We start from the raw sequence: 14,688 nt of genomic DNA, 5'->3' as shown, positions 1-14,688 counted from the left end.
ATAAGAGGCTGTTGCAAAATTATAAAGGGAATGAACCTGGGTTTTTAATACGGAGTATCCGTCTTTCTTCCAAGTAAATGACTCTTTAGGATTTTGCAGCAGCCAAATTTATTTTAAATAAGATAACCTGTCCTTTCGCAAGTTGCCAGGATTTACTTAACCGCGGAAGAATTGAGCCATTAGGAGTTTATATGGAAAAATGGGTATTAAAGAATAAAAAAGCTGATTTTGCAGCTATGACGGAGCAATATAAAATCAGCGAAGTGATAGCGAGATTATTGATTAACCGGAACCAGGAAAGCAAGGAAGATATTGAAGCCTACTTAAATCCGGCGTTAGACCGGTTACATAACCCTCTTACCATGAAGGATCTGGTAAAAGCCTGTGATATATTAACCAATAAAATCAAACAGGGAAAAAAAATACGGATTGTAGGGGACTATGATGTGGACGGGGTAGCCTCCACTTATGTTTTATATACGGCATTAATAAAATGCAAGGCTTTGGCAGATTATGAGATTCCCGACAGAATAAAAGATGGCTATGGTATTAATATCAACATAATCGAAGAGGCATACCGGGACGGCGTTGATACCATATTAACCTGTGATAACGGTATATCTGCCGCAGAACAGATTGATAAAGCGAAAGAACTGGGAATGACGGTCATAATTACGGATCATCATGATGTACCATTTGTAGAATCGGGAGACCAGAAGGAATATATTATTCCTAAGGGGGATGCGGTGGTAAATCCCAAGCAGTGGGATTGTGAATATCCGTGGAAATCCCTGTGCGGTGCGGCAGTAGCCTTTAAACTGATCCAGATCTTATATGACAGGTTTGGGATTGACCGGGAAGAAATGGATTCTATGTTAGAGATCGTTGCCATAGCAACGGTTTGCGATGTAATGGATTTAGTCAATGAAAACCGTGTTATTGTTAAACATGGTCTGAACCTTTTAAAACAGACGAAGAACTTGGGATTAAAAGCTTTAATTGAGAAAAATAATATTAACCTTTCCGGTCTTTCTGCGTATCATCTTGGCTATATCATCGGTCCCTGCCTGAATGCGTCCGGAAGACTTGACTCGGCTAAAAAAGGTTTGAAATTATTATTGTCAGAAACCAAAGAAGAAGCGGATTTATTAGCCGAAGAACTAAAAACCTTAAATGATATTAGAAAAGATATGACTGCCAAGGGACTTGAAGCTGCAATAAAGTTAGTGGAAGAGGGCGGCATGGTGAAGGATAAAGTACTGGTGGTCTACTTAAAGGACTGCCATGAAAGCCTGGCAGGGATTATAGCCGGCCGTCTTAAGGAACGATATAACAAACCGGCTATTGTTCTGACAGAGGCTGAAGGGGCAGTAAAAGGTTCCTGCCGTTCCATCGAACAATATAATATATATGAAGAACTGACGAAATGCAAGCATCTCCTGCTAAAATACGGAGGTCATCCAATGGCAGCGGGACTGTCTTTAGAGGAGGCTATGGTAAGCCTTTTAAGAGTTGAATTAAATCAAAACACCAGATTAACAGAGGAAGACTTAATACCCAAAATATCCATAGATATTCTGCTTCCCCTGGGATATTTAAGTGAAGAACTGGTGACGGAACTGGAACGATTAGAACCTTTTGGAAAAGGTAATATAAAACCGGTTTTTGCCGAAAAGAATCTGCGTATTCGAAAAGCTTCCATACTCGGCAAAAATTCCAATGTGCTGAAATTTCAGGTTGTTAACGATTACGGAAGAGTTATGGATGCCTTGTATTTCGGTGAAGTGGAGTCTTTTCTAAATACGTTGTCTGAGGGTTTTGGGCAGGAGGAAGTCGATAATATGTTTCGCAGCAGGAGTAATGCGGTACGGCTGTCTGTGACCTACTATCCAAGTATGAATGAATATGGTGGCAATCGGACGGTGCAGATAATTATACAGAACTATCAGATAATAAAGTAAAAATTATATCAAAAAACTTGAAATAAATTGCTATTTAAAATTGTAAATGTTATAATATAAGTTGGTGTTATTCGTGCATTAAGGCACAGGTGACCAATAAAATACGTAAAATAATATGGGCTTTAATATGAAAAATAAGTATTATGAATAATTGGATTAAAATAAGTAAATATCCAGAAAGAGGTTAGGTTGAAAAATAAATTTTTCAACCGCAAGTTTGTGCCTGCGCACCACAAACTTGGTATGCACAAAGAGCGTGCGCAAGAATAGAGGATAATATGAAAAAGTTAGAAGAATATATCAGAAGTATACCTGATTTCCCAGAAGAAGGCATTGTATTCAGGGATGTAACAAGTGTATTACAGGATAAAGATAGTTTGAGAATGTCCATCGACCAGATGCAGGCTATGCTTGATGGTCTGGATATCGATATTATTGTGGGACCCGAATCCAGAGGCTTCATCTTTGGTGTTCCGATTGCGTATAACCTTAACAAAGCGTTTGTGCCTGTACGCAAAAAAGGAAAGCTTCCCTGCGAAACCATTGAAATGGAGTATGCATTGGAATATGGTACCGCAACCATTGAAATGCACAAGGATGCTATCAAGCCCGGACAGAAAGTTGCTATCGTTGACGATCTGATTGCAACCGGAGGGACAATAGAAGCCATAACCAAACTGGTCGAAAGTTTGGGCGGGGAAGTTGTTAAAATCATTTTCCTCATTGAACTGGAAGGTCTTCACGGACGTGATAAATTAGAGGGCTATAACGTGGATGCAGTCATTAAATACGAAGGAAAGTAAAATAGAAGATTACTTGTCCCTAGAACATTATACTATAAAAATCATATATTTATTATGAAATTTGCCATAGGTTGGAGGTACGAAAGACATCTGACCTATGGCAAAAATTTTATCTCCATTTCCTGCAGAAACGTGGAAAATTCTGACAAAACCTTGCAGGATGTGTCATTATTCAATAAAGGAATTGATTTTTTTTAAGAGATTGATTATAATTAAAAGATAAACTTACGGACTGGTGGTGATTTTCATGGACGATTTGGCATATGTGATGAGCGATAATGATAATAATGACAATAAAAATAAGGAAATGTTAGTTCCTGCGGATTTTACGAGTCCTGAAGTATTATTTAATCAACTGGTAAAAATCGTGGAGAGTTATCATCCGTCAGCTGATATTTCCATGATAGAAAAAGCCTACCATGTTGCTGACCTGGCTCATAAAAGTCAGTTCAGGAAATCAGGTGAACCGTATATTATCCACCCCCTGTGTGTGGCAATTATACTGGCAGAACTGGAACTTGATAAGGAAACCATTGTAGCGGGGCTTCTTCATGATGTAGTGGAAGATACAGTTTGTACCGTCGAAGAAATTGCGAAAGAATTCAATGAAGAAATCGCATTGTTAGTAGACGGGGTAACAAAACTTACCCAGTTAAGCTATTCTAAGGATAAAGTGGAAATCCAGGCTGAGAATTTAAGGAAGATGTTCTTAGCAATGGCAAAGGACATCAGAGTAATCTTAATCAAATTGGCAGACCGCTTGCACAATATGCGGACTCTTCAATATCAGACCCCAATCAAACAAAAAGAAAAAGCAAGAGAAACCATGGATATCTATGCACCGATTGCACAGAGACTTGGTATTTCAAAAATTAAAATAGAACTTGACGACTTATCCCTGAAATATTTAGAGCCTGATGTATACAAAGATTTAACCGAGAAGATTAATTCCAGAAAAGGCGAGCGGGAAGACGTTATTAACGGAATTGTTGAAGAAGTTAAGTTTCATATTGAGGCAGCAGAAATTGATGCTAAAATTGACGGTCGTGTCAAACACTTTTTCAGCATATATAAAAAGATGGTAAATCAAAATAAGACTCTGGATCAGATTTTTGATTTATTTGCCGTACGCATTATTGTGGAATCCGTTAAGGATTGTTATGCTGCCCTTGGGGTAATTCATGAGATGTATAAACCCATACCCGGCAGATTCAAAGACTATATTGCCATGCCAAAACAAAATATGTATCAGTCTCTTCACACTACCTTAATCGGTCCTAAAGGACAGCCCTTTGAAATCCAGATTAGGACTTATGAGATGCACAGAACGGCAGAATATGGTATTGCTGCCCACTGGAAGTATAAAGAAGGTCAGGATGGAAAGAATAGCCATGATACGGAAGAAGCAAAACTTACCTGGCTGCGTCAGATTTTAGAGTGGCAGAGGGACATGTCAGATAACAAGGAATTCTTAAGCCTGCTTAAGAGTGATTTGGATTTGTTTTCAGAAAGCGTGTATTGTTTCACTCCCACCGGAGATGTTAAAAATTTACCAAATGGTTCCACCCCTATTGATTTTGCATACAGCATCCATAGTGCGGTAGGCAATAAGATGGTAGGTGCAAGAGTCAATGGGAAGCTGGTTAATATTGATTATGTCATTCAGAACGGCGACCGTATCGAGATTATTACCTCCCAGAATTCCAAAGGTCCCAGCAGAGACTGGTTATCCCTTGTAAAAAGTACTCAGGCTAAGAATAAAATCAATCAGTGGTTTAAGACTGAGCTTAAGGAAGATAATATTACCCGGGGTAAGGATATGATCGTCTCTTACTGCAAGAATAAAGGCATTAATTTAAGTGAATTGTTAAAGACCGAATTTATGAATAAGGTCATGTCTAAGTACGGATTCCGTGACTGGGATTCCATCTATGCTGCAGTAGGACACGGTGGTTTAAAAGAAGGCCAGGTCATCAATAAATTAAAAGATGAGTATGATAAGAAGCATAAAAAGGAAATAACCGATGAAAAGGTATTAGATACCTTATCAGAAATCAGGGAGAATAAACCAGCAGCCGTTGCAAAATCGAAAAGCGGTATTGTAGTAGAAGGAATCCACGATGTGGCAGTCCGTTTCTCCAAGTGCTGCAGTCCGGTTCCAGGCGATGAAATCGTTGGTTTTGTAACCAGAGGCCGTGGCGTATCCATTCACCGCACCGATTGTATCAATCTGATGAATCTGTCGGAAGAAGACCGTGCACGGTTAATTGAAGCAGAGTGGAATGTATCACCGGATAAAGCCCAGGGAGGCGAACTCTATACTGCGGAAATTAAAATATATGCCAATAACCGAAGCGGTGTATTAGTAGATGTATCCAAGATTTTAACTGAAAATAAGATAGATGTGACCTCAATGACGGTCAGAACCAGTAAGCAGGGTACGGCAACTATCAGTGTAGGCTTTGAAATAAATGGAGTGGAGCAGTTAAAATATATCGTTGCAAAGCTCCGAGGCATTGAAAGTGTACTGGATATCGAACGTACTACCGGTTGATTTAGATACAGAGAACAGTAGAATATGCTGAATTCTAAGAATTGAGACGGCAGACAGGAGGAAGCTATGGAACTACAGTCCTATGTAATAGGAATGGTTGGAACAAATTGTTATATCGTAACCAATGAACTTACAAAAGAAGCGATTATTATTGACCCGCCGGAACAGGCATCAGTCATTGAAGGCAAACTAAAAGCACTGGAGGTAACTCCGGTTGCTATTCTTTTGACTCATGGTCATTTTGATCATATCATGGCAGCTGGTGACTTAAGAGAAAGCTTTCAGATTCCGGTGTTTGCGTGTGAAGCGGAGAGAGAACTGTTAGGGAATGCGAATTATAACGGATCCCGTATGGTGCGAAGAAATTATACGATCGAAGCAGACAGGTACCTTAAGGATAAGGAATTGATTACCTTAGCCGGAATAAAAATAAAAGTTCTCCACACCCCCGGTCATACTGCAGGAGGTGTTTGCTATTATTTTGAGGACGAAAAAATCCTGATAAGCGGAGACACCTTATTCCGGGAGTCCGTGGGAAGAACCGATTTGTCTACCGGTAATTATGGCATTCTTATGGATTCAATCCGTAGACAGTTAATGATATTGCCGGACGAAGTTACCGTATATCCGGGCCACGGAGATAAAACAACCATTGGTTATGAAAGAACCCATAATCCCTTTATCGGGGGAAATGATTACCTGGATTAATACAATTACGATGGGAGACTTCATGATTTATATATATTTATCAAAGGACGAGTTTGAATATGATATTCATTCACTTGTAAAAGCATTTTATCCAAATGAGCAGATAAAAATCATTAAACCGCCTGACAAAAGCCTGGATACGGTTGTATCCGAAGAAGCTGACAAGAGGATTACGGATGACTTAACTTTAACGATAGATTTACGTATTCCATTTCTTAACCTGAAAGCTGTAAAAAACGGATTGGAGTTATACAGCAGTTTCGGTACAAAAGAGAATTCAACGGTACATGAGGTACAAGACAATATTGATTATAAAGAATCAGGATCTTCGGAAGCTATCGATTCAGAGGTGGTGCAGTTAAAAACAAGACAATACCGGAATCAGTTAAAAAGGGCTCTTTATGACTGTTTATCCCATATTACTGGAAGGCAATTACCCTGGGGGACTTTAACCGGAGTCAGACCGACTAAAATAGCCTATGAAAAAATGGAACAGAATGCATCCGAAGAGGATATCAGACAATACATGAAAGAACAGTATCTATGTTCGGAGGAAAAGATTGATTTAAGTCTTAAGGTGGCAAAGCGTGAAATAACTTTACTGAACGAAATTGATTACCGGAACGGTTACAGCATCTATATTGGAATACCTTTTTGCCCAAGTACTTGTCTGTACTGTTCTTTTACCTCTTATTCCCTTGAAAAATCCGGTGCTTTCGTACCCTTATATTTAGAAGCTTTATATAAAGAAATTACCTATGCCGGAATATGCGGAATGAAGAAAAGACTGACCACCATCTATATAGGCGGTGGTACTCCGACTACCTTAAGTGAGGAAGAACTAGACCGGTTATTGACCCATATTGATCATACCTTTGATTTTACCTATGTAGAGGAATATACGGTGGAAGCCGGAAGACCAGACAGTATTACGGCAAAAAAGTTAAAGATACTAAAAGATCATGGGGTAACCAGAATTTCCATTAACCCACAAACCATGAGCCAGAAAACCCTGGACCTGATTGGAAGAAAACATACGGTAAACCAGGTTATAGAAGCTTTTTATGCAGCCAGAGAAGCAGGTCATGACAATATTAATATGGATATAATCATTGGACTGCCGGGTGAGGGTAAAGCAGATACCGCCCATACGTTAGCAGAAATTGATAAATTAAAGCCGGACAGCTTAACGGTTCATACCCTTGCCATTAAGCGTGCAGCGAGGCTTAATATACAAAGGGAAACCTATCAGGATTTAGTGTCCTTTGAAGCCTCTGATATGCTTAACCTGACTTCTGATTATACGAAATCATCCGGTTATCTGCCATATTATCTCTATAGACAGAAGAATATGGCAGATAACCTTGAAAATATCGGATATGCCCGTTATGGTAAAGAAGGGCTTTATAATATTCTGATTATGGAAGAAAAGCAAACCATTCTGGCACTGGGAGCCGGTGCTTTGTCCAAGTTCATTTTTCATAAGGAAAACCGTATTGAACGTGTCGAAAATGTTAAAAGTTTAAAGGACTATATAGAACGTATTGATGAGATGATTGAGAGAAAATTTAATTTTTTAAAAGATAATTCTTACGGTTTATAGAAAGGAAATTCAAATGTTATTGGAGGATACACTTGAATTACTGGTATCGGATAAGGAAGCAGTTCTGGCGGGGGATTTAGAAGAAGCCATTGATCATGGAATTTTAGTTAGTAAGTTGGCACTATTATTATCCAAAGAGCTGGAACTTGATGAAAATTTCTGTTATACTATGGCCAAAGCAGGACTGGTACATGATATTGGTAAATTAAAACTGGGACAGTTCTTGTATAAAAGAAGTAACAATACTTTAACGGTGGAGGAAATGAAATATATCAGGATGCATCCCGCCATCGGTTATGAAATACTACAGAGCTTCGATTATGAGGAGGTACTGCTGTTATCGGTTTATCACCATCATGAAAACTATGACGGCACCGGTTACCCGGGCAATCTAAAAGAGGAGGACATTCCTTTAGGAGCCCGGATTTTAAGAATCTGTGATGTTTATGCAGCCTTAATATCAGACCGCAGATACCGTGTCGCATTTGATAAAGAAATGGCGATTAAATTAATGATTGAGGAAGTCAAGAACTTTGACATGAAGATTTTCCTCGCATTCTTAAGGGTGGTCCATTCAGATCAATTTAATGAGGTAGACGAATTTGTGGAACATATCAATAAAAAGATATATTCCTGGAGAAAAATTCTCCATGACGGTTATTATTAAAATTAAGATAGATTCGGAGGTAACAAGATGATAACACAAAGACCAAAAGGTACCCAGGACTGGTTTGGGAGCAACATGTATAAAAGAACGCTGATAGAAGAACTGGCGAGAGAATTATGCAGGACTTATAATATAAAGGAAGTAATCACACCGGTATTCGAACATACAATTTTATTTCAAAGAGGTGTGGGTGAGACTACAGATGTAGTCCAAAAGGAAATGTATACCTTCCAGGATAAAGGTGACCGAAGCATAACCTTAAAGCCGGAAGGCACAGCAGGTGCAATCCGCGCCTATCTGGAGAATAACCTGTATGCGGAGAGTCAGCCTACCAAGTTGTTTTACGTAACTCCTGCATTCCGTTATGAACAGCCTCAAAGCGGAAGGCTGCGTCAGCATCACCAGTTTGGAGTGGAATTCATTGGTTCTAAGAGTCCTTTGGCAGAAGTTGAGTTAATTACTTTAATTACTACCTTTATTGATAAAATCGGTCTTAAGAATGCCAAACTTCACATTAACAGCATTGGCTGCAGCAACTGCAGAAAGACTTATAACGAAGCGTTACTTTCGTATTTAAAGCAGCACGAAGACCACTTATGTCCGACCTGCAGGGAAAGGATGGGAAAGAATCCGTTAAGAGTTCTTGACTGTAAGGTTCCCTCCTGCAAAGAAATCGTAAAAGACGCACCCAGAACCATTGATTATCTGGATGAGGAATGTAGGGACCACTTTATGGAACTTAAGAGTCTGTTACAGGAATTAAATATTCCTTTTGAAGTAGATACCGGAATTGTCAGAGGTCTGGATTATTACACAAAAACTGTATTTGAGTTCGTCAATGAAGAAGGTTTTACGTTATGCGGCGGCGGCCGTTATGATAACCTGATTCATGAAGTAGATGAAAAACAGGATATTCCTTCGGTTGGTTTTGGAATGGGGATTGAGCGTATTATCTATTTTCTGGACAAAGAGAAGGTAGAACTTAAGGCAGAGCCGGCTATTGAAGTATATGTAGGTATCCTTGGCAGGGAAGCCAAAGCAGCTGCTTACAAAATTGTGAATCAGTTAAGAACTGCCGGAATTATTACGGAAACAGATTATATGGACAGAAGCGTAAAAGCCCAGATGAAATACGCCAATAAAATCGGAGCTAAAAATACTATCATTATCGGAGCTGATGAACTTAGCAAGAACAGTGTGGTAATTAAACGCATGGAAACTGGAGAACAGACCGAAGCCGCTTTAGATAAGATTACCGAATATTTTACAGTATAAGGAATTAACGGAGAGATAGAAATAACTGAATAACAATTACTAATCATCTAACCAATAACTGCCTGTTTCATTTATGACCTGGCAGTTATTTTGCAATAATATTCTTTAAGTTTAGCAATGCCAAGAGCATCAGAAGAAAGCTGGTAGGGTATATGAAGGAATCGATTAATGTAAAGAGATTGATAAGCTTAGTGATAATAATTAGTGTCATTACTTTTATATACTCCATTTTATACAATATTTTCTGCCCAATTCATAATTACCATACTGCAAAACTAGGAGAGCTGGATTTATCTGGCTGGAGTTTTAAAAAGGATGGTATTACCGAATTAAACGGTGAATGGGAATTTTACTCAGGAAAGCTTTTGCTTCCAAAAGACATCGGCTCTGAACCCAAGAAGTATGCCAGAGTACCGGGAGGCTGGAGCCGTAAACAGCTCTTTACGAAACCGGTCAGGGGAATTGGAACTTATCATCTGAAAATCCTATTACCGGAAAGTAAAGAAGACCTTTTGATTAAAGTACAAAATATCTGGATGGCACATCGAATCTACATTAACGGTATTCTCCTAAAAGAATCCGGTAGTTTATCGGGTAGGGACAAGGGCTTTGAGGCCTTAAACACACCTTATATGTTCTTTGTTGACAAGGAAATTACCAAGGGAAACAACACGGGGAATACCGGGAGAATTTCTAAGGAAAATATCGGGGAAAATACCACGGGAAATTCCGGGGGAAATACCACGGAAAATTCTGGGGGAAATACCACGGGAAATACCACGGGAAATTTCCTTGATATCGTAATTCAGGTGGCAAATTACAATTATTTTGACGGCGGTATCATTGCACCTTTGCTACTGGGGGAAGTATTGCAGATGGAACGGAAGAATATGCTGAACTTCGGTCTTGATCTGGCCGGATTATTCTTATTCCTTACCTTTGGAATGTTTTATCTTCATTTGTACCGGATGAGAGAAAAGGAAGTTACCTATCTCTACAGCGGCCTTTATTTAATACTGATGGCTTTTGTTATTTCAACTTCAGGTGAGAAGCTGTTTATGAAACTTTTGTCAGAAATACCTTTTAATGCAGCTTATAAATTCCAGGATTTTGTTATCTGCTCAGGGTTTGTGGTGTTTATCTTATTAATCCGCTCCGTAGAGCCTAAGATCATGAAACAGAAGATGCTCTTGATATCTACAGCTCCAGCAGCTGTTTACATATTTTTGATTTTAGTTACCCCGTTGCCCTTTCATTCCAGTTTCCGGGATGAAGTTACCTTCTATCAGTATGTAGTCATGGTCTTAAGTGTGATACGTTTATTTTATATTCTTGTTAAAAATGAGAATCAGAAATTACCTTCCAATGAATTTAGTTTTATTGTAGCAAGTTTTGTATTTGTAACCATGATGCAGCTGGATGCAGGAATGATTTATTTGGGAATTGTCGACAGCAATGCAGTTGGTAAGATTAGTTCCCTGGGTTTTTTATTTTCATTAAATATCGTTTTAGCCAAGCGTTATACCAATAAGCTAAAAGAAATACAAACCCTTTCCAATCAAAATGATTGTTTAAGCAGAATGACTCTATTACAGGTTCAGATCAAACCTCACTTTATTTATAATACTCTGAATAATATTATTGCACTCTGTTATGAAGACTCGGAAAAAGCTGCCGGATTGGTTTATCTTCTATCAACTTATTTAAGGCATATATTCCAAACGGATCAGACCAATCAGATGGTATTAATGGAAAAAGAATTGGAGTTGATTCACGCTTACATAGAGATTGAGAAACTTAGGTTTGGAGAACGATTAAGTTACAAAACCAGTATTGATTCAGCTGTTTTTACCGAGCAGATGATAATACCTGCATTAATTATCCATCCTTTGGTGGAAAATGCCATACAACATGGTTTGTTTAATAAGCCGGGAAGAGGAACGGTAAGCCTTACAGTGACAGAAGGTGATAGTTTTATTAAGATTGTGGTCCTTGATGATGGTATCGGTATGAGTGACGATCAGGTGTATCGGCTTTTAAATGAGGATATCAGTTGTGGATACGGAATTAAAACCATACGGAAGCGTTTGAATGATATTCCAAAGGCCTCTTTTACCATTGATTCGGAACTGGAGAAAGGTACTAGATGTGTTCTTTATTTACCTAAGGAAAAACTGCTTAAAGGAGTTGATGAAAGTGTATCATGTAATACTAGTAGAGGATGAAAAGTTTGTACTAAACTATATGGTAAAGATGCTCAAGAGTTTTCCGGAATTTATTGTTGAAGCAGCTTTCTCTTCACCAGAGGAGGTACTGGACTCTTTTGATACTCTAAATGCGGAGGTAGCTTTTTTAGATATTGAGATGCCTCGGATGAACGGATTGGAACTGGCCAGGAAACTTACGGAAAAGAACCATGACCTCCAGATTATCTTTACTACTGCATATTCAAAGTATGCGGTGGATGCTTTTGGAGTGGAAGCTATCGATTATCTTTTAAAACCGATTAATTCAGAAGATATCCTGCGCGTCATAAAACGGTTAAATAAAAAAAATCCGGAATTTGTTAAAGCAGTGGGAGAGAATTCTGATAAGGAAGAATTAATAAAACCTTATAACATCCGCTGTTTTGGACGATTTGAAATCAAAGATGAGTTGGATCAGATCATTAAGTGGCCTACCAAAAAAGCAGAAGAAGTGTTTGCATATTTTCTTATGCATCAGGGAAGCTACATAAATAAGTGGGAGCTTCTTGATAAGTTCTGGCCGGATATGGAGGAGGAGCGAGGATTTCATAATCTATATAACACAATTTACCGTATTAAGCAGGTAATAAGGAGTCTGCCGGCTTCGCCGGGGATTGAAAAAATCAATGATGGTTATGTTTTAAAGGCAGAAGGGCTGTACTCGGATATTGATAACCTAAAATTTGTTGATGAAAAGGATCTTTCAGAGGGTTCTTTATCTGGAATCAGGGCACTGTGCTTATCTTACAATACCCCTTTATTTGGAACCAGAGATTTTATATGGAGTGTAGCTTTGCAGGAAAATATCGCAAGAATATATAAAAGAGTCTGTAAAAAAGTTATTTATTTTTATCGGAATAAGGACGATTTCGAACAGGCAGAGGAAATACTGCGTCACTTTGTGAAACAGCATCCGGAAAGTGAAGATATGATGATTTGGTGGTTTGAACTGTTAAGGAACTGGTGCGGCAGAGAAGATAAAATCAGTGAATATAAAACCTGGTTTAATCTAAAATTATCTGAAATGGAGTTGCCCCTTCTTTAAAAATATAATAATTAATGATGATGTCTGTTTATGGGGGTAAATTCCAGCCTATTAATAGACATCATTTTATATTTTACATTTTATGTCAGAAATTTTACATTTTTTTGTGAGAATTTTGTGAGATAGTGTTGTTAAAATATGAATTAGTATAAAATGTCAAATGGAGGTGGATTTTAACAGTTTTTATTTCCGAATAATGGAGTATATGGGGGCGTTTCATTTTTGATTAAGTCTTTAGTTGAAGGTATTGGTATGGGGATTATCCCCTCTTAATTTGCACGCCCGCCAAGTGGGCAGATGGGAGCCAACTATGAAACAGGAATATGTAATCAAGGAATATACTGTAATTTGCAATGTGACCGGAAAAGTTGAACAAATTGTAAATTACAATTCCAGGGAGATACCAATTGAAATCGGTAGTAACTTCTCCCTACTCTTAGATAAAGATTCCCGCACAGTTTTTAAGAACTTTTTACAATCTGCAAGAGAACATGGATATGCACTGGGATATGTACTGTCAATCAATATTGATAATATAATCCAGCCTGTATGTATGAATGCGTTCTATAGAGATCAAAAGTTTCATATCTCGGTCCTGATAGGATGTCGTGGAACTTTAGAAACTTTATATGAAATAAGCCGCTTAAGTGAGAAACAGGTAAACTTTGTAAAAACTGCAGAGCCTTCAAAGGAAGCAAGTACCTATGTGGATATGCTGGAGAACTGGGTTATGAAAGATCCCCTTACCAATGTTTTTAATCACAGATATTTCAATTCTTTCATATACAAGGAAGCTGCCAGGGCACATCAGAAGCAAAAGCGGATAACCATAATATCAATAGATTTTAATAAGTTAAATGAGTATAATAAGGAATTCGGCTTTAGAAAAGGGGATGATCTGTTACTTAATTTTGTAGCTATTACAAAGAATCTAATCAGAGCAGATAAAGACCACCTCTTTCGGTTAGGCGGAGATGAGTTTTTATTGCAATGCACCGATATGAATCAGATGAAAGCTTACCGCTTAATGGAGAAGATCGAAGACAGCCTTAAATTATATACAGATTATACGTCCATATCCTATGGTATTGTTGAAATATCTCCAGTGGATATGGGAGAAGAGTTTGATATTAATATCTATCTGGAAGAGGCAGACCGGAAGATAAAACAGGATAAAAAAACCAAGAAATCCTATATGCTGCAATATAAGATATAACAAATTCTACATTATATAGATTGTTTAAAATTTCATAAATCATAATGCCGTGTACCCTGATGGTTTTTTCATGTGGTAAGGTAAAAGAGAAAAAAATGCGAACTCCTCCCAAAAGCTCACCATACAGTTTGCTTTTTTACTCATTACCACATGAAAAAGCCATCAGGGTTTTACTGTGTTTTCAGTTGTTTAAGCAGGTGCATACACTTGTAATTTAACCTAAAAAGAATTATAATTAAGAAACTTACTAAAAATAACTGATTCGGTTATTTTTAAGATATTATATAACTTTGGAGGATTTTTTATGGTTAAGCATATAGTTATGTGGAAACACGGCGATAATTTTACGCAGGAAGAGAAGATGGAGCATGCAAAGATTATTAAGGAAAGTCTGGAAGCGCTAAAAGATAAGGTTCCGGGTGTGATATCCGCTACCGTTATTACAGAGCCCCTGCCTTCTGGCTCCGGCGATGCAGACCTGATTCTGGACAGTTCCTTTGAGTCTGTGGAAGCTTTGAATAATTACCAGATTCACCCGGAGCATGTTAAGGCAGCAACCTTCGTAAGATCCGTGGTTAAGGATAGAAAATGTATTGACTACTATGAATAA

General features: G+C 38.1%; 11 protein-coding genes. All 11 read left to right on the top strand.

Annotation, left to right across the window (positions count from 1 at the left end; genetic code table 11):
• Positions 1–191: 191 nt before the first annotated feature.
• The 11 genes from recJ to QA584_RS21500 all read left to right on the top strand — a co-directional run bounded on the left by recJ (position 192) and on the right by QA584_RS21500 (position 14,688).
• Entirely contained in the window at positions 192–1,961 is a 1,770-nt protein-coding gene (gene recJ / locus QA584_RS21550) for a single-stranded-DNA-specific exonuclease RecJ (protein WP_278271168.1), read from the top strand.
• Positions 1,962–2,239: 278 nt separating this feature from the next.
• Entirely contained in the window at positions 2,240–2,764 is a 525-nt protein-coding gene (locus QA584_RS21545; RefSeq protein WP_278271167.1) for an adenine phosphoribosyltransferase, read from the top strand.
• Positions 2,765–3,032: 268 nt separating this feature from the next.
• Positions 3,033–5,318, top strand: a complete 2,286-nt coding sequence (locus QA584_RS21540; protein WP_278275217.1) for a RelA/SpoT family protein — start codon at positions 3,033–3,035, stop codon at positions 5,316–5,318.
• Between the two features lie 66 nt (positions 5,319–5,384).
• Positions 5,385–6,026 carry an MBL fold metallo-hydrolase gene (locus QA584_RS21535; protein WP_278271166.1) on the top strand — a complete coding sequence of 214 codons (642 nt, stop codon included), beginning with the start codon at positions 5,385–5,387 and terminating at the stop codon, positions 6,024–6,026.
• Positions 6,027–6,048: 22 nt separating this feature from the next.
• Positions 6,049–7,629 carry a coproporphyrinogen dehydrogenase HemZ gene (gene hemZ / locus QA584_RS21530; protein WP_278271165.1) on the top strand — a complete coding sequence of 527 codons (1,581 nt, stop codon included), beginning with the start codon at positions 6,049–6,051 and terminating at the stop codon, positions 7,627–7,629.
• Between the two features lie 13 nt (positions 7,630–7,642).
• Positions 7,643–8,296: an HD-GYP domain-containing protein gene (locus QA584_RS21525; RefSeq protein ID WP_278271164.1), complete on the top strand. Its 654-nt coding sequence runs from the start codon at positions 7,643–7,645 to the stop codon at positions 8,294–8,296.
• Positions 8,297–8,323: 27 nt separating this feature from the next.
• Positions 8,324–9,571 carry a histidine--tRNA ligase gene (hisS, locus tag QA584_RS21520; RefSeq protein WP_278271163.1) on the top strand — a complete coding sequence of 416 codons (1,248 nt, stop codon included), beginning with the start codon at positions 8,324–8,326 and terminating at the stop codon, positions 9,569–9,571.
• A 152-nt stretch (positions 9,572–9,723) separates the two neighbouring features.
• Complete coding sequence (locus QA584_RS21515) at positions 9,724–11,796, top strand: sensor histidine kinase (protein WP_278271162.1); 2,073 nt, start codon at positions 9,724–9,726, stop codon at positions 11,794–11,796.
• On the top strand, positions 11,768–12,862 hold the full coding sequence (locus QA584_RS21510; RefSeq protein WP_331487709.1) for a response regulator: 1,095 nt from the start codon (positions 11,768–11,770) through the stop codon (positions 12,860–12,862). Before QA584_RS21515 ends, QA584_RS21510 begins: the two co-directional genes overlap by 29 nt.
• Positions 12,863–13,172: 310 nt before the next feature.
• Positions 13,173–14,078, top strand: coding sequence for a GGDEF domain-containing protein (locus QA584_RS21505; RefSeq protein ID WP_278271160.1), 906 nt, complete (start codon positions 13,173–13,175; stop codon positions 14,076–14,078).
• 304 nt (positions 14,079–14,382) lie between these two features.
• Positions 14,383–14,688: a Dabb family protein gene (locus QA584_RS21500; protein ID WP_278271159.1), complete on the top strand. Its 306-nt coding sequence runs from the start codon at positions 14,383–14,385 to the stop codon at positions 14,686–14,688.

Origin of the sequence: Anaerocolumna sp. AGMB13025, from assembly GCF_029689925.1 — a bacterium.
Classification (GTDB): domain Bacteria; phylum Bacillota; class Clostridia; order Lachnospirales; family Lachnospiraceae; genus Anaerocolumna.
Note: the sequence above shows the minus strand (reverse complement) of the source record. Positions and strands in the feature narration are given on the sequence as shown.

Excerpts from the sequence above, each read along its gene's own strand:
- QA584_RS21500 (WP_278271159.1), top strand. The coding sequence starts at position 14,383 with ATGGTTAAGCATATAGTTATGTGGAAACACGGCGATAATTTTACGCAG.
- hisS (WP_278271163.1), top strand. The coding sequence starts at position 8,324 with ATGATAACACAAAGACCAAAAGGTACCCAGGACTGGTTTGGGAGCAAC.
- QA584_RS21505 (WP_278271160.1), top strand. The coding sequence starts at position 13,173 with ATGAAACAGGAATATGTAATCAAGGAATATACTGTAATTTGCAATGTG.
- hemZ (WP_278271165.1), top strand. The coding sequence starts at position 6,049 with ATGATTTATATATATTTATCAAAGGACGAGTTTGAATATGATATTCAT.
- recJ (WP_278271168.1), top strand. The coding sequence starts at position 192 with ATGGAAAAATGGGTATTAAAGAATAAAAAAGCTGATTTTGCAGCTATG.
- QA584_RS21515 (WP_278271162.1), top strand. The coding sequence starts at position 9,724 with ATGAAGGAATCGATTAATGTAAAGAGATTGATAAGCTTAGTGATAATA.
- QA584_RS21545 (WP_278271167.1), top strand. The coding sequence starts at position 2,240 with ATGAAAAAGTTAGAAGAATATATCAGAAGTATACCTGATTTCCCAGAA.
- QA584_RS21540 (WP_278275217.1), top strand. The coding sequence starts at position 3,033 with ATGAGCGATAATGATAATAATGACAATAAAAATAAGGAAATGTTAGTT.
- QA584_RS21535 (WP_278271166.1), top strand. The coding sequence starts at position 5,385 with ATGGAACTACAGTCCTATGTAATAGGAATGGTTGGAACAAATTGTTAT.
- QA584_RS21525 (WP_278271164.1), top strand. The coding sequence starts at position 7,643 with ATGTTATTGGAGGATACACTTGAATTACTGGTATCGGATAAGGAAGCA.